Annotated in this window: 18 protein-coding genes; 4 read left to right on the top strand and 14 right to left on the bottom strand. The window is 63.1% G+C overall.

Annotated elements, in window-relative coordinates; all coding sequences use genetic code 11:
• Positions 1-7: 7 nt before the first annotated feature.
• From ABIE52_RS32415 to ABIE52_RS32365, 11 genes are all read right to left on the bottom strand, one after another.
• Positions 8-784, bottom strand: coding sequence for an enoyl-CoA hydratase (locus tag ABIE52_RS32415; RefSeq protein ID WP_003941374.1), 777 nt, complete (start codon positions 782-784; stop codon positions 8-10).
• Positions 784-1677, bottom strand: a complete 894-nt coding sequence (gene mmsB / locus ABIE52_RS32410; RefSeq protein WP_003941308.1) for a 3-hydroxyisobutyrate dehydrogenase — start codon at positions 1675-1677, stop codon at positions 784-786. Before mmsB ends, ABIE52_RS32415 begins: the two co-directional genes overlap by 1 nt.
• 23 nt (positions 1678-1700) lie before the next feature.
• Positions 1701-2759, bottom strand: coding sequence for an enoyl-CoA hydratase/isomerase family protein (locus ABIE52_RS32405; RefSeq protein WP_042923165.1), 1059 nt, complete (start codon positions 2757-2759; stop codon positions 1701-1703).
• Positions 2756-3916 (bottom strand): isobutyryl-CoA dehydrogenase, encoded by a 1161-nt coding sequence (locus tag ABIE52_RS32400; protein ID WP_007726145.1) that lies wholly within the window; start codon positions 3914-3916, stop codon positions 2756-2758. The genes ABIE52_RS32405 and ABIE52_RS32400 overlap by 4 nt, the downstream gene beginning before the upstream one ends.
• Before the next feature lie 14 nt (positions 3917-3930).
• Complete coding sequence (locus ABIE52_RS32395; protein WP_003941275.1) at positions 3931-5448, bottom strand: CoA-acylating methylmalonate-semialdehyde dehydrogenase; 1518 nt, start codon at positions 5446-5448, stop codon at positions 3931-3933.
• Between the two features lie 129 nt (positions 5449-5577).
• A complete protein-coding gene (locus ABIE52_RS32390) occupies positions 5578-6300 on the bottom strand; it encodes a copper homeostasis protein CutC (RefSeq protein WP_192713364.1) in 723 nt (240 codons plus the stop codon).
• A gap of 1 nt (position 6301) precedes the next feature.
• The gene (gene nagB / locus ABIE52_RS32385; protein ID WP_192713365.1) at positions 6302-7081 is read right to left on the bottom strand and encodes a glucosamine-6-phosphate deaminase; all 780 of its coding nucleotides are present in this window, start codon (positions 7079-7081) and stop codon (positions 6302-6304) included.
• Positions 7069-8310 (bottom strand): N-acetylglucosamine-6-phosphate deacetylase, encoded by a 1242-nt coding sequence (locus ABIE52_RS32380; RefSeq protein ID WP_192713366.1) that lies wholly within the window; start codon positions 8308-8310, stop codon positions 7069-7071. The genes nagB and ABIE52_RS32380 overlap by 13 nt, the downstream gene beginning before the upstream one ends.
• A complete protein-coding gene (ptsP, locus tag ABIE52_RS32375; protein WP_192713367.1) occupies positions 8307-9980 on the bottom strand; it encodes a phosphoenolpyruvate--protein phosphotransferase in 1674 nt (557 codons plus the stop codon). Before ptsP ends, ABIE52_RS32380 begins: the two co-directional genes overlap by 4 nt.
• Positions 9980-10249 (bottom strand): HPr family phosphocarrier protein, encoded by a 270-nt coding sequence (locus ABIE52_RS32370; protein ID WP_003941322.1) that lies wholly within the window; start codon positions 10247-10249, stop codon positions 9980-9982. Before ABIE52_RS32370 ends, ptsP begins: the two co-directional genes overlap by 1 nt.
• Positions 10250-10251: 2 nt before the next feature.
• Positions 10252-11595: a PTS transporter subunit EIIC gene (locus tag ABIE52_RS32365; protein ID WP_003941307.1), complete on the bottom strand. Its 1344-nt coding sequence runs from the start codon at positions 11593-11595 to the stop codon at positions 10252-10254.
• Positions 11596-11922: 327 nt separating this feature from the next.
• Here ABIE52_RS32365 and ABIE52_RS32360 point away from each other — a divergent pair, with 327 nt between their 5' ends.
• Positions 11923-12153 carry a PTS sugar transporter subunit IIB gene (locus tag ABIE52_RS32360; protein WP_003941324.1) on the top strand — a complete coding sequence of 77 codons (231 nt, stop codon included), beginning with the start codon at positions 11923-11925 and terminating at the stop codon, positions 12151-12153.
• Entirely contained in the window at positions 12150-12608 is a 459-nt protein-coding gene (locus tag ABIE52_RS32355; RefSeq protein ID WP_019749215.1) for a PTS sugar transporter subunit IIA, read from the top strand. Before ABIE52_RS32360 ends, ABIE52_RS32355 begins: the two co-directional genes overlap by 4 nt.
• Positions 12609-12662: 54 nt before the next feature.
• Here ABIE52_RS32355 and ABIE52_RS32350 read toward each other — a convergent pair whose 3' ends face one another.
• The 3 genes from ABIE52_RS32350 to ABIE52_RS32340 all read right to left on the bottom strand — a co-directional run bounded on the left by ABIE52_RS32350 (position 12663) and on the right by ABIE52_RS32340 (position 17148).
• On the bottom strand, positions 12663-13412 hold the full coding sequence (locus tag ABIE52_RS32350) for a GntR family transcriptional regulator (RefSeq protein WP_007726130.1): 750 nt from the start codon (positions 13410-13412) through the stop codon (positions 12663-12665).
• A gap of 149 nt (positions 13413-13561) precedes the next feature.
• The gene (locus ABIE52_RS32345; RefSeq protein ID WP_192713368.1) at positions 13562-14335 is read right to left on the bottom strand and encodes an SWIM zinc finger family protein; all 774 of its coding nucleotides are present in this window, start codon (positions 14333-14335) and stop codon (positions 13562-13564) included.
• Positions 14332-17148, bottom strand: coding sequence for a DEAD/DEAH box helicase (locus ABIE52_RS32340; RefSeq protein WP_058227690.1), 2817 nt, complete (start codon positions 17146-17148; stop codon positions 14332-14334). Before ABIE52_RS32340 ends, ABIE52_RS32345 begins: the two co-directional genes overlap by 4 nt.
• Positions 17149-17211: 63 nt before the next feature.
• Here ABIE52_RS32340 and ABIE52_RS32335 point away from each other — a divergent pair, with 63 nt between their 5' ends.
• Together ABIE52_RS32335 and ABIE52_RS32330 are read left to right on the top strand one after the other, a co-directional pair.
• Positions 17212-18132, top strand: a complete 921-nt coding sequence (locus ABIE52_RS32335) for an NADP-dependent oxidoreductase (RefSeq protein WP_054827462.1) — start codon at positions 17212-17214, stop codon at positions 18130-18132.
• 107 nt (positions 18133-18239) lie between these two features.
• On the top strand, positions 18240-18941 hold the full coding sequence (locus ABIE52_RS32330; protein ID WP_136471231.1) for an HNH endonuclease family protein: 702 nt from the start codon (positions 18240-18242) through the stop codon (positions 18939-18941).
• The last annotated feature ends 1 nt before the right edge of the window (position 18942 follow it).

Below are 18942 nucleotides of genomic sequence, written 5' to 3'. Positions count from 1 at the left end.
TTGAAATTCAGCGATGCTTGAATTCTGCCGACCGCTTCTCTACGAACGCGGTCATGCCTTCCTTCTGATCCTCCGTCGCGAAGGTCGAGTGGAACACCCGACGCTCGAAGCGGACGCCCTCGGCGAGGGTGGTCTCGAAGGAGCGGTTGACTGCTTCCTTGGCCATCATCGCAATCGGCAGCGACATCTCGGCGATGGTGGTTGCGGTCTTCAGGGCATCGTCGAGCAGATCGGCGGCCGGAACGATCCGGGCAACCAGGCCTGCACGTTCGGCTTCTTCTGCGTCCATGTTGCGGCCGGTGAGGCACAGCTCCATGGCCTTGGCCTTGCCCACGGCGCGCGTAAGGCGCTGCGAGCCACCGATACCCGGAATGACACCGAGCTTGATCTCGGGCTGGCCGAACTTCGCGGTATCCGAAGCGATGATGAAATCGCAGAGCATCGCAAGCTCGCAGCCACCACCGAGCGCGTATCCGGAGACGGCGGCGATCAGCGGCTTACGAGCTGCTGCGACGCGATCCCACGGGGTGAAGAAATCCTCGACGTATGCGTCCATGTACGTCTTGGACTGCATTTCCTTGATGTCGGCACCGGCGGCGAAGGCGCGCTCGGAACCGGTGATCAGGATGGCTCCGATGCCGTTGTCCGCTTCGAGGTCGGCAACCGCGGCGACGACCTCGTTCATCAGCTCGGAGTTCAGCGCGTTGAGAGCCTTCGGGCGGTTGAGCGTGATGACGCCGACGCGACCCTTACGCTCGAGGATGATGGTATTGAAGTCGGTCACTACTGTCCTTCGGTCGAACGGTCACGGATGTCGTTGATGATGGCAGAGAAGTCCTGACCGCCACCGCCCGCGGCATGGAAGCGACTGTAGAGCTCGGCGGCCTTGAGTCCGATCTCCGCATCGACGCCGTTGTTGCGCAGCGCATTTGCTGCCAGACCGAGGTCCTTGTCCATCAGTGCAACAGCAAAGCCAGGCTGGTAGTCGTTGTTGGCCGGGCTGGTGGGCACAGGTCCCGGAACCGGGCAGTTGGTGGTCAGTGCCCAGCACTGTCCCGAGGCGTTGGACGCCACGTCGAAGAGCGCCTGGTTGCTCAGGCCGAGCTTTTCGCCCAACACGAACGCCTCACTGATCGCGATCATCGAAATGCCGAGGATCATGTTGTTGCAGATCTTGGCTGCCTGGCCGACACCGGCGTCGCCGCAGTGAACGACCTTGCGGCCCATCACGTCCAGCAACGGTGACGCGGCTTGGAAGTCAGCCTCGGAACCGCCGACCATGAATGCCAGCGTGCCTGCGGTAGCCCCGACGACTCCACCGGAGACCGGTGCGTCGACGCTGCGGTGACCGGCTGCTTCGGCCTTGTCGTGTGCCTCGCGGGCGTCGGCGACGTCGATGGTGGAACAGTCGATGAACAGCGTGCCCGGTGTTGCCACCGGCAGCAGCTCTTCGTACAGACCCAGAACGTGCTTACCGCTCGGCAGCATCGTGATCACGACGTCGGCACCGCGAACGGCGTCGACCGCCGAATCCGCCACCGATGCACCGTCTTTGACTGCCTGCTCCAGCGCCGCAGGTGCCAGGTCGAAACCGACGACCTTGTGTCCGGCCTTGACAAGATTGGCCGCCATCGGGCCACCCATGTGACCGAGTCCGATAAATCCAATGGTGCTCATTAGTGATGCTCCTTCGGCGGTGATCAGTTGCCTTGCGGTTGAGGGGCGAGTCCGAGCTCGTTGTCGCCCAGCGGGGCGAAGTAGGCGTCGACGGATTCTGCCGTGACGTCGTCGAGAGTTGCCGGCAACCACTTCGGGTTTCGGTCCTTCTCCACGACCTGGGCGCGAATGCCCTCGACCAGATCGTGTGAGGCGAGCGCAGCGGTCGAGACCCGGAACTCCTCGTTGAGGACTTCTTCCAAGCTTGCTGCTTCCTTGGCATGCCGCAGAGATCGCAGGGTCACCGACAGTGCAATCGGGGACTTGCCGAGAATCTGCTCCGCTGCCTTCTCAGCTTCGGGGATTCCACTTGCGCGAAGACGCTCGACGATGGTGGATACGTCGTCGGCGGAGTACGCGGCGTCGATCCAGCTCTGCTGGGCCAACAGTTCCGACACCGGAGCCGGCTCCGCGTACTGCGCCACGGCGTCGGCAACCGAAGACGACGCGAGTGCGGCGATGAACGTCTCGATGTTCTCCGACGGGATGAAGTGGTCAGCGAAACCTGCTGCGATGGCATCGCCGGCGCTCAGTCGCGCCGTGGTGAGCGCGATGTGCGTCCCGAGTTCACCGGGAGCACGCGAGAGCAGGTAAGTTCCGCCCACGTCTGGAATGAAACCGATTCCGGTCTCGGGCATTCCGATCATCGAGCGCTCGGTCACGATGCGAATGTCGCCGTGTGCGGACACTCCGACGCCACCGCCCATGACGATCCCGTCCATGATCGCGACGTACGGCTTCGGGTAGTTCGCGATCTCGGAGTTGAGGATGTACTCCTCACGCCAGAAGTCGAGCGAACCGGTCTTGCCGTCCTTGGCGTCATGGTAGATCGAGACGATGTCGCCGCCGGCGCACAGACCACGCTCGCCGGCGCCCGTGAGTACGACTGCCTTGACGTCGTCGTCGGACTTCCATTCCTCGAGGGCCTTGGCCATCGCCTTGACCATCGAGTGGTTGAGGGCATTGATCGCCTTGGGACGGTTGAGAGTGATGAGCCCCAGCCCGTCACGCTTTTCGATCAATACCTCGAGCTCGTCGCTCATGCTGCTCCCTGCTTTCCCTGACCTGATGCGACCACGCTGCGCGCGATGACCACCCTCATGATCTCGTTGCTGCCTTCGAGGATCTGATGAACCCGAAGATCGCGGACGATCTTCTCGATCCCGTACTCAGCAAGATAGCCGTACCCGCCGTGAAGCTGGAGAGCCTTGTTGGCTACGTCGAACCCGGTGTCGGTGGCAAAGCGCTTGGCCATCGCACACAACTCCACGACGTCGGACGCTCCGTCTTCGAGTGCGGCAGCGGCGCGCCACAGCAACGTCCTGGCCGCTTCGAGTTCGGTACGCATGTCGGCGAGCTGGAACTGCAGGGCCTGCGACTCGATCAGTGCCGAACCGAAAGCTTTGCGGTCCACCAGATATGCGACTGCCTTCTCCAGCGCCGCCTGGGCCCCACCAACCGAACAGGCGGCGATGTTCAGCCGGCCGCCGTTGAGACCCTTCATAGCGATGCGGAAGCCGCTGCCCTCTTCACCGAGCATGTTGGCGGCAGGAACTCGCACGTCTTCGAAGATCACCTGACGGGTGGGCTGCGCGTTCCAGCCCATCTTGACCTCGTTGGCACCGAACGACAGTCCGGGCGAATCCTTGGGCACGATGAACGCCGAGATCCCCTTGGCACCGGCAGATCCGGTGCGCGCCATCACGACGTACACGTCGGAAGTGCCTGCGCCGGAAATGAACTGCTTGACGCCGTTGAGGATGTAGTCGTCGCCGTCACGAACGGCCTTGGTGCTCAAGCCCGCAGCATCGGAGCCAGCGCCGGGTTCGGTGAGGCAGTAGCTGCCCAGTTGATCCATCGAGCAGAGTCCGGGAACCCACTTGTGGCGCTGTTCGTCGTTGCCGAACTGGTCGATCATCCACGTGACCATGTTGTGGATGGAGATGTACGCGGCGATCGACGGATCGCCCTTGGCCAGCTCTTCGAAGATCCGGGCAGCGTCGACGCGACTCAGCTCACTGCCACCCACGTCTTCACGAATGTAGATACCGCCCATTCCCAGGGACGCCGCCTTACGGAGGACGTCCACCGGGAAATGCTTGGTCTGATCCCACTCCACTGCGTTGGGCGCCAGATGCTCGGCCGCGAAGTCGCGGGCAGTGTCACGAATCGCCCGCTCGTCATCGGTCAGAGTAAACATGGAAAGTGTTCCGATCAGTTCATCGTGGGGATGACGAAGTGGTTGGTCTCTTCCTTCTTGCCGGAAGGCCAGCGCTGCGTCACGGTCTTGGTCTTGGTGTAGAAGCGGAAGGAGTCGGGACCGTGCTGGTTCAGGTCACCGAATCCGGAGCGCTTCCAGCCACCGAAGGTGTGGTACGCGATCGGGACCGGGATCGGCACGTTCACGCCGACCATGCCGACGTTGACGCGAGCGGTGAAGTCACGCGCGGTGTCGCCGTCGCGGGTGAAGATGGAGACGCCGTTGCCGTACTCGTGTTCGGTCGGAAGACGCAGTGCCTCTTCGTAATCGGCAGCGCGGACCACCTGAAGGACGGGTCCGAAGATCTCTTCCTTGTAGATGCGCATGTCCGAGGTGACGTTGTCGAACAGAGTTGCGCCGGCGAAGAATCCACCTTCGTGGCCTTCGAGGGTGAAGCCGCGGCCGTCGACGACTGCCGTTGCGCCCTCGTCGATGCCGATCTGCACGTAGTTGTTGACGCGGTCGAGGGCATCCTGGCAAACGAGCGGTCCGAAATCGACGCCTTCGTCGTCACTGCGACCGATCTTGAGCTTCGCGACGCGCTCCTTCAGCTTCGCGACAAGAGCGTCCGCGGTCTCCTCGCCGACGGGAACGGCAACCGAGATGGCCATGCAACGCTCGCCGGCGCTGCCGTAGCCCGCACCGATCAGGGCGTCGGCAACCTCGTCGAGGTCCGCGTCCGGCATGACGATCGCGTGGTTCTTGGCGCCACCGAAGCACTGTGCGCGCTTGCCGTGAGCTGCGGCCGTCTCGTAGATGTACTGAGCGATCGGCGTGGAGCCGACGAAGCCGACGGCCTTGATGCGATCGTCGGTGAGCAGGACGTCGACAACTTCCTTGTCACCGTTGACCACGTTGAACACACCTGCGGGCAGTCCTGCTTCGAGGAACAGCTCGGCCAGGCGCAGCGGGACGGAAGGGTCACGCTCGGAGGGCTTGAGGATGAAGGCGTTACCGGCGGCGAGGGCGGGGCCGGCCTTCCACAGCGGGATCATCGCGGGGAAGTTGAAGGGCGTGATGCCGGCGACGACGCCGAGCGGCTGACGCATGGAGTACACGTCGATGCCGGTGCCGGCACTCTCGGTGAATTCACCCTTGAGCAGGTGCGGAGCGCCGACGGCGAACTCGATGACCTCGAGGCCGCGCTGGATGTCACCCTTGGCGTCGGCGACGGTCTTGCCGTGCTCGGACGAGAGGAGGCGGGCCAGAGAATCCATCTCGGCCTGAGCGAGCTGCAGGAACTTCATCAGCACGCGGGCACGCTTCTGCGGGTTGAACGCTGCCCACACCTGCTGCGCCTCTTCGGCATTGGCGATGATGGCTTCGGTCTCGGCCTTGCTCGCGAGGGGAACGCGGGCCTGCACCTTGCCGGTGTTGGGATCGAACACGTCCGCAAATCGATCAGATGTCCCGGGAACACGCTTGCCACCCACGAAGTGCGTCAACTCGTGAACCGTCGCATTTTCAACCATTGTGCTAACCCGTTCCTTGCTCGTATGGACCGCCCAGGAGGCAGCAGTGAATATGTCTACCATCCTATAGTTGGATGTCCATGTATGTCTAGAGCCCAAGGGCTGTGCGCCTTTATTAACCGCGGGGGGTTAATAAAGGCGCACAGCGCGGAGCGCGGCCGCCGCTTCCTGCGCGACTACTGCATCTGTGACGTCGTATCCGTCCGATCCCCCACCAGGTCCGCCGGAAACTGCGACAACCTTGCGCGCCGAGAGATGCAGCGCATCGACGCCGACGGCAGCGATTGCCGGGATGTCGTCGACGGTTATTCCGCCACCGGCCATGATCTGGATCCGGCCCGCGGCATGTTCGACCATTCGACCGATCTCGTCGAGTCCCTCGTTGCAAGTGTCCGCACCCCCGGACGTCAGCACGCGGGTCACGCCCAGGTCGATCAGTTCGTCCAGCGCGGTCAGACGGTCGGTCACCACGTCCATCGCACGATGTACTGTCACCTCGACCCGCGCACGGTCCACGCATCCGATGATGCGGCGCAGCACGACGGTGTCGATCGAATTGTCTTCTGTCAACGCGCCGATCACGATGCCGGAAGCTCCACCGGCCACAGCAGCATGTACGTCGTGCTCCATCACCCACACTTCGTCGGGTGAGAACACAAAACCTCCAGCGCGCGGACGGATCAGCGGGTGAACCGCGATCCCCACCTCCGTCGCAGCCTCGATCACTCCGATGCTGGGCGTCAATCCCCCCGTCGGGCCGAGTGCCGCACACAACTCGACTCGAGTCGCTCCCACCGAACGCGCGATCCTCGCCCCCCGCACGTCCTGCACAGCCAGCTCCAGAACCGTCATGTCAGAAGGACTGCCACGACGGCTTGTGTTCGAGCGCATACCGGTAGTAGTCGGCAAGTTTGAGTGAACTGGCCGCAGCTTCGTCGATGACGACGGTGACATGGCGATGCAATTGCATCACCGAAGCCGGGCAGAAAGCAGACAACGGACCTTCGACGGCAGCGGCGATCGCGTCAGCCTTGCCTTCTCCGGTCGCGATCATCACCAGATGCCTTGCATCGCTGATGGTTCCGAGCCCCTGGGTGAGCACGTGATGTGGGACGTCGTCCACACCGTCGAAGAAGCGTGCGTTGTCGATCCGGGTCTGCTCGGTCAGCGTCTTCACGCGGGTTCTCGAGGTCAACGACGATCCGGGCTCGTTGAAGCCGATGTGGCCGTCGGTACCGATGCCGAGCAACTGCACGTCCACTCCCCCGGCCGCCGCGATGCTCTGGTCGTACCGGGCGATCTCCTGCTCCGGGCACGGCGCTTCACCGTTGGGACTGGACACCATCGCGGGATCCAGGTTGACGTGATCGACGAACTCCGACCGAATCACCGAGTAGTACGACTGCGGATGGCGTTTCGGCAATCCCAGGTACTCGTCGAGCAGGAATGCCCGAGCCAGCGAGAAGTCGAGTTCGGCGTCGCGATGCCTCGCTGCCAGTTCACGATAGGTTCCGATCGGCGACGACCCCGTTGCGAGACCGAGCGTCGTCGCCCCGGCTCTGACGTAGCCTTCGACGATGTCCGCGACGGTCGAGCCGACCTCCGCGGGTGTCGGCTGAATTACGATTTCCATGATTTTTCCTTTCCGGCGACTTTTCCGCCGAGTAGTACACGCCCCAGGCGCAAGTGACGATCGGTGATCAGGATGTCGGCTCGGCAGCCCACGGCCAGCGATCCGATCAGGTCGCCGAGCCCCAGCAGATGCGCTGGGCTCCGAGTTGCCGCTGCGACAGCGTCTTCCAGCGCGACGCCGCCGTTGAAGACGGTGCTGCGCAGCACGTCGAGCAACCTCGCGGTCCCTCCGGCGATCGCGCCGACCGAGCCGTCGGTCGTCGCGAGCCGTGCGACGCCCGCCTGTACGGTGACGTCGAGCGCACCGAGTTGGTAGTCGCCGTCGTCCATTCCCGCAGCGGCCATCGAATCGCTGACCAAGGCGATCTGGTCCGGTCCGACAGCATCGAAGACCATCGACACGGTCTCGGGTGCAAGATGCACACCGTCTGCGATCAGTTCCACCACCATCTCGCCTCTCGCGGCAGCCGCCAGGCACGCCGCGACGGGACCCGGAGATCGATGGTGCAGGGGCGGCATCCCGTTGAAGAGGTGGGTCGCGCTGATCTGTCCGGCCCAATCCCCGTGCACCGCAGCATCGATCCGCGCCGACGTCGTTGCCGCGTCGGCATCGGTGTGACCGAAACTCGGCACGATGTTGCGATGACGCATGATCGCGAGCAACTCTTCGAAATTCTCGGTCTCGGGCGCCAAGGTCATGGACCGCACGGTCCCACGCGCGGCGTCACACACGGCTTCGAGCAGATCCGGATCACCGGGAATGATCGCCGCCGGATCCTGGGCACCGCAGCGGACGCCGTTGATGAACGGACCCTCGAGGTGGATACCCAGAAGTTCTCCGCGTTCGACCAGATCGGCGAGCATCGTTGCTTGTCGCACCAGATCTGCGCGCGGTGCGGAGACCAGGCTGGCCAGCATTCCGGTCGTGCCGTGCTCACAATGGTGCGCCGCCGCGCGGCTCGCTCCACCGGCGTCGGTGTTCGGGAAACCAGCACCCGCGGCGCCGTGGCTGTGGACATCGATCAAGCCGGGCATGATCACCGCGTCGGTGCGTTCCGGAATGACGACGACGGGTGTGGACGCCACATAGTCCGCAGCCGAGCCGACCCAACTGATCTTTTCGCCGTCCACGACGACGACTCCGTCGTGAATCTTCCCGGCCGGAGATCCGATCACAGTTCCCCGCAATACGATCGGATCGCCGGCAGTAGCCGAGCCTGATGTACTCATGCCGACTCGCGAATCCGCGCGACGGCCGCTCTACCCTCGATCGGGTTTCGCGCGCCCCGCGCCGCAGCGGCCATGTCCTTGCACACCGCCAGATCGAGAGAGGCCAGTTGCGCGCGAACTGCGCCCAATGCCGGGACCGACATCGACAGACTCGTCACGCCCAAACCGACCAGAACCGGAGCCAACAGCGGGTCCGACGCGGATTCTCCGCACACACCAACTGGTTTTCCGGCATCGGCGCCCGCCTGACCGACCATCGCGATCAGATCGAGGACCGCCGGCTGCCACGGATCGAGCAGTTGCGCCAGGCCTCCGGCCATACGATCCACGGCGCAGGTGTACTGGCTCAGATCATTGGTACCGATACTGACAAAATCGAGGTGCTCGAGGATATCCTTCGCCCGCAACGCTGCAGCTGGAACCTCGATCATCGCTCCGACCTTGCCGATCCCCCGCGAACGCGCAAGTTCTGCAAAGTCTTTCGCCTCGTCGGCCGTAGCTACCATCGGCGCCATGACCCACAGATCGGCGCCCGTCGCATTGCCTGCCGCCGCGAGGGCGTCGAGCTGGCTGATGAGTGTGTCGGGATAAACCGTGCCGACACGGAGCCCGCGGATACCAAGGGCCGGATTCTCCTCGACCCCGAGATCGAGAAACGGCAACGGCTTGTCCGAACCTGAATCGAGAGTGCGGACCACCACCTTCTGTCCGGCGAAGTGCCCGAGCACCGACGCGTACGTCTGTGCTTGCTCCTCCACCGACGGTGCGTCGTGACGCCCGAGATACGAGAATTCGGTACGAAACAGTCCGACGCCCTCGCAATCCGCCGCTCCGGCCCGCGCGGCGTCCTCGAGGGTTCCGATGTTGGCCGACAACCTCACCGCGAACCCGTCACGCGTGCGTCCTGGACCCTGTGCCGAAGCCGACTGCTCTGCCACGAACGATGCTTCGAGGACTGCGCGCTCGCGCGTTTCTGCCGAGGGATCGATGGTGACCGTCCCGGTGGTGCCGTCGAGGATGAGAAGTTTCCCCTCCGCCAGCAGATCGGTTCCCGAGCAGTTGACCACGGCCGGGATTCCGAGCGACTTCGCCAAGATAGCCGTATGGCTGGTCGGACCTCCTTCGGCAGTCAACAATCCGACCACGTCACTGGTGCCCAGCGTCGCCGTATCCGCCGGAGCGAGATCGCGCGCCACCAGTATGTACGGGTAACCGGGAGTGGGGATTCCGGGCATCGGCTCCCCTCGAAGAACGGCCACAGCTCGCTGCCCGAGATCGCGCAGATCGGTTGCCCGTTCGGCCATGTACCCGCCGAGCGCCGTGAGCTTTTCACAGAAGGCGTCGAAGGCGACTGCGACGGCGTGTGCGGTCGGCAGCCCCGATTCCAGGTTCGCCTTGGCCGCCTTCACGATGCCCGCGTCGCGCGCCATCGCAGCCGACGTCGTCAGGATCTCCGCGGAGACGCCCTCGACTGTCTTTGCACGCGAGAGCAAGTCCTCCGCGACGGCGTCCAGTGCCTCACGGATCCTGATCAGCTCCGCCTCGGGACTGCCTGTGATCGGATCCGACGCCGAGGTCGGCTCAGGCGTGGAGAATCGCAACCACGGCGCGCAGACCGAACCCGCGCTCACTCCGATACCCGCGATGCGGTTGTCCACACTCGCCGTCATCAGGCTTCGTCCAGTTCGGATGCGAGAAGCTCTGCGAGCGAACCGACCGCAGCGTCGGCGCCGTCACCGTCAGCACGCAAGGTCACCGAATCCCCGAATGCTGCACCGAGAGTCATGACAGACAACATGCTGGAGGCATCGACGGGTTCGCCGTCGCCGAGCGCGATGGTGACGTCTACCGGTAGATCGGCTGCGGCGCGCGCGAAGAGCGCTGCGGGTCGTGCGTGGAGTCCGACGCGGGATCCGATTGTCGTGGTTGCGATCGCCATGTTCAGCGTCCTTCCAGTTCCTTGTCGAGCTTGTTTTCCAGTTCGGCGACGAGCGGGGCGTCGGTGCGGCTGTCACCTTCGGCAGCCAGTGCCAGTTCGGCCTCGAGCAGCGCTGGGTCGGGCTCACCTGCAGCCACCTCGACCTCTTCTTCTCGTCCTGGCGTGCGCAGATTCCACTTCTTGATGACGAAGCTGAAAAGGAAGTAGTAGATCACGGCGTAGCCGAGTCCGATCGGGATCAACATCCATGCGTTGGTTGCCTTGCCGAAGTTCAACACGTAGTCGAAGAAGCCTGCGGAGAACGTGAATCCGTCGTGAATCCCCAGCGCATTGACCAAGGCCATCGACGTTCCGGTCAGGAGCGAGTGGATGACGTACAGGGGCCATGCGACGAACATGAAGGAGAATTCGAGCGGCTCGGTGATACCGGTGAGGAATGCGGTCAGGCCGGTGGAGAGCATGATGCCGCCGACGAGCTTCTTCTGAGAAGGCTTGGCGTTGCGCCAGATTGCGAAGGCTGCAGCGGGGAGGGCGAACATCATGATCGGGAAGAAGCCGGTCATGAACGTACCGGCGGAGGGGTCGCCGGCGAAGAACCGGTTGAGGTCACCGCGAACGATCTGACCGCTCGCGTCCTGGTAGTCGCCGATCAGGAACCACACGGCGGAGTTCAAGATGTGGTGCAGGCCCGTGGGGATCAGGAGGCGGTTCGCTGCGCCGTAAATGCCGCCGCCCACAACGGTATTGGAAGCAACTGCTTCACCGACCCAGTTGAGGCCGGAGTTGAACAAGGGGTACACGAATGCCATCAGGACACCGACCACAAGACCGGTGATCGCTGTCAGGATGGGAACGAGCCTGCGCCCGTTGAAGAACCCGAGATAATCGGGAAGCTTCGTTCGATAGAACCGCTGCCACAGGATCGCCGACAGCAAGCCCATCACGATACCGGCGAGCACACCGTAGTTGATCAGGGATTGATCCCCGTTCGGGTCCGTCTTCCCTTCGAGGACGATCGGCGACATCGCCTTGAACACGCCGTCGATCACCATGTAGCCGACGACGGCTGCCAAGGCAGTCGATCCGTCGGCCTTCTTGGCCCAGCCGATCGCGATACCGACGGCGAAGATCAGCGGCAGCCACGTGAAGACTGCTTGTCCTGCCGCAGAGATCACTGCAGCAGCACTGTGCATCGAACTGAATCGCCCGAGCAGGTCGTCCTGGCCGAGGCGGAGCAAGATTCCCGCAGCCGGCAGAACGGCGATCGGAAGCATCAAGCTTCGGCCGAGGCGTTGAACCCCGGCGAACACTTTCGATTCCTTCTTCGGGGTGTCTTCGAGAGTCATCAAGGACCTTCTTCGTTCGCCGGGCCGCGTCGCGATCGGCCGCTGGTTCTGGAAATTCGGGTGTCGTACACGTGCAGGTTTCGTGAAAATGCAGGTCACGGTTCTTGCTCGGAAGTGAGGCCGAAACCGTTTTGTCGAAACTGTTGTGGAGCCGGACTTCCAACGGGTACTGTCCGGTCATAACCAGTTGTAGTTTTACCTGGTGGAGGCGAGTTGTCAACACCCAAATGTGACATACGTAACCGGGATAGCCTTGACCAGCAACTAGTCAGCCCACCTGCACGACCGTTCAACGATCACGACCAACCCGACAATCAGGAGCAGCAAATGTCGAAAGCGGAAGCAATCATCAAGGGCCTCGGCGGCGCAGAGAACATCGTCGAGATCGAGGCTTGCATCACCCGCCTGCGTACCGAGGTCAAGGACGGAGCGAAGGTGAACGAGTCCGCTCTCAAGGCTGCCGGCGCACACGGCGTACTCAAGGCCGGAACGGTTGTCCAGGTCATCGTCGGGCCCGAGGCCGACACCCTTGCCGAGGACATCGAGGACATCCTGTGACGGTCGTCCTCGCCCCGCTCCCCGGTCGGGTCGTCGCACTCGCTGACGTACCGGACCCGGTGTTCGCTCAGCAGATGGTCGGCTCGGGCGTCGCGATCGAACCCGCTCGCGGTCAGGGCCCACTCACGGTCGTGGCGCCGATCAGCGGAAAGATCCTGAAACTTCACCCCCACGCGTTCGTGATCTTCGGCGAGAAAGCCACCGGCGTGCTGGTCCATATCGGCATCGACACGGTCAAGCTCGAAGGCGACGGATTCACCCTCATCGCCGCCGAGGGTGACACCGTCGATGCGGGTGATCCCATTGTCAGCTTCGATCCAGCGCACATCGACACGACCGGTTACTCGGCGATCTGCCCGGTAGTCGTGATGGATTCCAAACCGGACACCGTCGAATCCCCTTCCGTCGGTGGGGACGTCGCCACTGGCGACACTCTGTTCGACTGGTCGGCGTAACGCAAAGGGCGAGCACACCGGAAGGTGTGCTCGCCCTTTCGCTTCGAACGATGACTATTGGTCGCCGCGCGTTTTGGGCCGCGCTTGGCCCTGGACTTCCATCTGCAACTGGTAGCGGTCGGATCGGTACCAACTGCGAGTGTGCTCGACCGGTGCGATCTCGCTGAACGACACTCGATCGAAGTACAGAACCGGAGCGCCCTTACGAGTGCCCAGGAGAGTCGCGATCTCCGTACTGGCACCATCGGCACTGACTGTCTGCTCTGCCCGATCGATCGGCTTGTCGTACTTGTCGGCGGTTGCCCGATAGATCGAACCGGTCAAGTCCATGTCGAGTAAACCCGGCAACAGTTCGGGATTGAACCAGCCGTCGTCCACGCTCACCGGCTCGCCGTCGGCAAGGCGCAAGCGCTTGACGTGGTAACCGTCGGAACCCGGTCGCATATTCAGTGCGGCAGCAGTGTTTTCGGGGACCGGCCCCTGTTCGCTGACCAGGACCACTGTCGTGGGGTGATGCCCCTGGGCGCGCATTTCCTCGGTGAAGGATGCAAGGTGCAGCTTGGATTGGACAGCACGGTGCGCAACGAAGGTTCCCTTGCCACGCACGCGAACGAGGTGTCCGTCATTGACCAGTTGCCCGATTGCCTCGCGAACGGTGATCCGACTGACGCCGTAGTCCTGCATCAGGTTTCGCTCGCTGGTCATCAAGTCGCCAGGCTGGAGTTCTTGGGTGCACTTGCGCAGGAGAATGGTGCGCAACTGTTCGTGTTTGGGTATTGCGCTGTCGCGCAAATGAACGGGCATCACAGCGACTGTCCCTCCGAGAAATGAATAGTCGTCTATTCGCCGACGACAACGACCTGAAATCGCAGGCAGGTCCCGACCGGACCGGTCCAATTAACGATACTGGAATTTACGACAGGAAACTAGCACCAGTCCGGAGTTGTCCGATTTCAACCGTCCAACCGTCGGTAGATGGACCGTATTTCGTCCAAGGCGACGTTCTGCTGAGCCATGTCCAATCCCAATGCCGCAACCGCCTCGCGCAACCGCCTGATATCCAGATCGTCGATCGCCGCGCGAAAAGGCACCTTCGGTAGCGCAGGGAGGGCAGCCGCGATTCCGAACCAATTCTCGACGTCCACCGAAACAGTCGACTCGTCTTCCACTCCCCCGATCAACTGCTCCAGGTCGACCCCGCGAAGTCTCAGCAAACTGAGCGGATCGGTGTCGATTCGCTCCGCGGTCAAGAACGCCACGGCCGCAGCGTGTTTGCACGGCCAACCGACATCGGGGCAGGTGCAGTCGAAGCGAAACGCCGACGGACCGTCCGGTATCAGTTGAGCAGCAAGCATGTCCGGCACAACGCCGGACACCAGTGCGGCAAGACTTCCCGGCACTCGGCGGATCTTGGTGATGATGTCGTCGATATCCGATTGATCGAGGGTGTCGATCGACAGCGTGGAAACGAAAGGTTGAAGTTGGCTGCCCTGAACCTCGGCCGTCACCACTCCCGGTTCGATGTCGAGCGCCAAAACCTGACCCGAACGCGCATACGTTCGCCCACGCGTGACACGAGGTTTGTCGCCGATCTCTTCGACGACGCGGACAAAAGCCTTGCCCCAGAATGTCCTCCCGAACGCTGGACGAGGCTTGACCGGCGCGGGTGCTCGCCGTCGAGGCCCGGTGTACTCACTGAAATCGGGGCCTTTACCGCGCGGACTCATTCGCCCACCGCGTCGTCGCCGAGTCGCAACAACTCGTCCAGTTGCTCGACGCTCATCTCCGTCACCCAGTTCTCACCAGTCCCGACTGCAAGTTCGGCGAGTTCACTTTTACTCGCGATCATCGTGTCGATTCGCTCTTCCAAGGTTCCGACGCACACCATCTTGCGTACCTGAACGTTCTTTCTCTGACCGATGCGGAAGACACGGTCCGTCGCCTGGTTCTCTACCGCCGGGTTCCACCATCTGTCGAGGTGAACCACATGGTTGGCCGCCGTGAGATTCAGACCCGTGCCGCCGGCCTTGAGCGAGAGCACCATGATGGGCGGGCCGCCTTCACCTTGAAATGCCTCGACCATTGCGTCGCGCCCGGCTTTCGACACTCCGCCGTGGAGAAACGGAACTTCGGTGGTGAACCGGTCGGCCAGGTACGGCACCACCAATTCGCCGAACTCACGAAACTGTGTGAACAACAGAACCTTCTCGTCGTCGCCGATGACCGACTCGACGATGTCCTCGACCAGTCCGAGCTTTCCCGAACGGTGTTGCCCGCGGCGCATCACCGGCGAACCGTCGCGCAGGAAGTGCGCGGGATGATTGCACACCTGTTTGAGTTTGGTCAGCGCAGACAGGACGGCGCCCTTGCGCTTCATCCCTTCCGTCCCCTTGATCTGCGCCATCATCTCGTCCACCACGGCGCGGTACAACGCGGCCTGCTCTTCGCTGAGATTCGCTCGAACCGTCATCTCCAACTTCTCCGGGAGATCCGCGATCACGGCGGGATCGGTCTTCACGCGCCGCAGCACAAAGGGGGACGTGACGGCTCGCAGTCGCGAGACGGCAAGCTGATCTTTTTCCCGCTCGATCGGTACGACAAACCTTTTGCGGAACATCTGCTCCGAGCCGAGTACACCGCGATTGGCAAAATCGAGGATTGACCGCAGCTCGTCCAGTCGGTTCTCCACCGGCGTTCCGGTCAGAGCAACGCGATGATCCGCGGGGATGCTGCGAGCAGCTCTCGCCTGAGATGTTTTGGCGTTCTTGATGTGTTGAGCCTCGTCGAGCACTACGCGCCGCCAGTCGAGATCCTTGAGGGCCGCGACGTCGCGGGTCATGAGCGCGTAGGTGGTGATCACGAGGTCACTCTCACGAACTGCCTGTTCCAACTCCGCCCCGGTAGCGCGATCCGAACCGTGATGAACGTAGACGCGCAAGCTCGGCACGAATCGCGCCGATTCACGCTGCCAGTTACCCACAACCGACATCGGGCACACCAAAAGGGTTGCTGTCTTGGACTTCTCGTGCGCAAGTAACGCCAACAGTTGCAGCGTCTTACCCAGACCCATGTCGTCGGCCAGAACAGCGCCGAGCCCGAGAGCACTCATGTACGCCAACCAGTCGAGACCGCGTCGTTGATACGGACGCAAAGTCGCGTTGACCGTCGACGGTACCGCGACCTGCCGCGGAGCCACCGACTGGTCGAGCAGTGCAGAGGCCCATCCGGTTGCCTTCACTTCCTCGACCGGCAGGTCTTTGAGGTCGTCGGCGATCAAGTCCTTGATCAGATCGACGATCGCTCGGTCCCCGCTCGAATGCCGCTGACTGACAAAACGAGCCGCGCGGGCCAGGACGTCTTTGTCCGCCTGAACCCACTCGCCGCGCAACTGGACCAGATCGGACTTCGCATCGACCAGTCGGGTCATTTCCTCGGCGGTGAGTACCTTGTCTCCGAGCGCCAATTCCCAATCGTATTCCAGCAATTGGTCCATACCGACCGTACGATTCTCCGCAACGATCGGAGACGCCGCCGAGGTCACCCGCACACGCAGGGATGGAGACACCACGTTCCAGGCACGCGGAAGCAGCAGCGTGATCCCTCGCTCTCGCAGGACTATCGCGCCGTGTCCGACCAGGTCCATCACTACAGGAGTGGGCAGCAACAGGTCGAGACTGTCCTCGTCGCGCGGCACGTCGCGAAAACGTGGGTAAGCCTTGATTGCCTCTTCGAGTTTGCGGCTGCCGAGCTGGATACGTTTGGGATCGGCCCGGTGCAGTCGAACACGTTCGGGCGCTTCACCTTCAGGACGCAAACACACTTGCAGACGCCACAGCGCATCGTCGTCGGGATCGGAATTGTCGTCGAGTTCAGGCTCGATCAGCCGCAGAACCAGGTCCGGCTCTCCGGCGGTGAACGTCGACCCCCATTCGGCGAGTCCCTCGGCCGCTCGTACCGACACGTCGTCGAAAGCATCCCCGGACAACACGGCCTGCCACAGCGGGGTCTGCACCACCGGATGCGAGTCCCCGAGAGCACGACGGACGATCGGGTCCGTGAGTTCGTTCGTGATGTCTTCGATCGTCGCCCTCGGCGAACCGACCGCCCGCTGCACCGGCGGCATCGCCACTACCAATTCGCCGATCCAGGCGCGCTGGCGTTCCCCCACCGACAACTGCCAGCGTGGCCACCAACTTCCTTCAGCCCGCGTCAGTGCGGGGACCACCCGTCCGGCGCGCACCCAACGGTCTATTCCTCGCGCCACATGTACGAGAAAGTGCAGGTCTCCCGCAATTCGCTGATCGTCGGCCTTGAACCGCAGCAGGAGATCGACTGCGTCCGGCGGCGCTAACGCAACAGCTGCGTACTCACTCTGCAAAGGCCCGCCAGGTACGGGCGGCATAGCGACATTCACACGATGACGGAACTTGCGATGCAGGACAGCACTGACCGGATCACGGGGATCGTCGGTCCCGGCACCGTCGTGCCCGTCGACCCACAGTTTGAGCCCCGATCCCGGTGACCAGAGTCCATGCAGCATCCGACCATCCAATCAGGTGCCACCGACACCACTTCCCGCCTACCGGGCAATAGGCTGGCAGGCATGACGACGGCATACGGCTTCACCGAGTACGGCGGACCCGACACACAGTCCTACTTCGACGTCACCTTGCCCCCACCGGGTGCCGGCCAACTGCTGGTGTCGGTCCGAGCGGCGGGCGTCAACCCCGCTGACTGGAAAGTTCGCGCGGGTACTCGAAAAGATACTGTCCCGGTGACGCTGCCTGCGGTTCTGGGCCGCGAAGTGTCCGGTGTTGTCATCGGAGTAGGTCCGCGGGTCACCGAGTTCGAGGTCGGCGACGAAGTGTTCGGCGCTACCGCGACCGGCTTCGGCGGCTACGCCGCGTCGACATTGCTCAACGTCTCCTCGACAGCACACAAGCCGCCTACCGTGTCCTGGGCCGATGCCGCAGTGCTGACGGTTGCGGCAGGAACGGCCTACGACGCACTCCACGATCTCGGTCTGAAACCCGGGGCGACACTCCTGCTGCTCGGCGCCGGCGGCGGCGTTGGTCGCAGCACGATCGCGCTTGCTCTGGCGCGGAGTATCAACGTGATCGGTGTCGCGAGCGAGTCCAAGAGAACCGCGATCGAGGAAGCGGGAGCACGTTGGGTTGCGTCGGGGGACGGCTTCGCAGACGACGTGTCCGCGTTGTCCCCAGTCGGAGTGGACGCGGTTTTCGACCTGGTCGGCGGGGACACTCTCACTCGCGGCGCTGAGCTCGCCCGACCGGACGCACCGATCCTGAGCATCGCCGATCCTCTGGCTGCGAGCCGACTCGGCGGCGGTGGTGTCGAACGCCGAAGAACTACAGCAGTATTCACGGAGGTCGCGGCGCTCGTGGCCGACGGGATCCTCGACCCGTCCGTGTCCGGGCGGTACCCATTCTCCCGCGCTGGGGAAGCGCTCGCTGCAGTCGAAGACGGCCATGCCGCCGGCAAAGTAGTGATCGAGTTCGGCTGATTCCTGTCGGCCCCCGATGGTTCAATCACCGTCTACGACGGACGGCGTTGAATCACCGTCTACGACGGGCGGCGTTGAATCACCGTCTACGACGGACGGGGGCACAGGTGGTTGCACGGTTATTTGCGATCCTGTCGACGCTCGTGCTCGTATGTCTCGTCGCGTCCTGCGGATGGTTCGGGGACGAGCGTCTCGAGTCGGCCCCGGGCAGCCCGACACGATCGGAGCTCGAATCGCTGCTGTCCCGGACCGCGATTGTCGACAACCGCCCACATCCGGGTGGATACGAGCGCGGCTGCGGTAACGGCGAGGCCTGCGTCTTCGGCCCCGCGTGGTCCGACGACCAGGACGCACCTGGTGGCCACGACGGGTGCGATACCCGCAACAACGTTCTGGCCCAAGATCTCTCGGACGTGGTGTTCAAACCGGGAACACGTGACTGCGTCGTACTGTCGGGCGCGATGACCGACCCGTACTCCGGAGATCGCATCGAATTCGAACGCAGCCAGGCCAAGTCCGTCCAGATCGACCACGTCTTCCCGCTCGCCGCGGCCTGGGACTTCGGCGCGAACTCCTGGACTCCTGCGTTGCGGATGAGGTTCGCGAACGACATGTCTCTGAACCTGTTGGCCGTCAACGGCCCCGACAACCAGTCGAAAGGCGACAGCACGCCCAGTGAGTGGTTGCCGCCCGATCCTGCGTACCGATGCTTTTACGCCGGCAAGTACTTGACCGTCGCGATTTCCTACGGCTTACCGGTCAGCCGGGCGGATCACTCGGCGTTGACAGAACTCGCCACTCGCTGTTGAG

Origin of the sequence: Rhodococcus sp. OAS809, assembly GCF_040546695.1 — a bacterium.
In the GTDB taxonomy this organism is placed as follows: domain Bacteria; phylum Actinomycetota; class Actinomycetes; order Mycobacteriales; family Mycobacteriaceae; genus Rhodococcus_F; species Rhodococcus_F qingshengii.
This window is presented reverse-complemented; position numbering and strand designations above follow the sequence as displayed.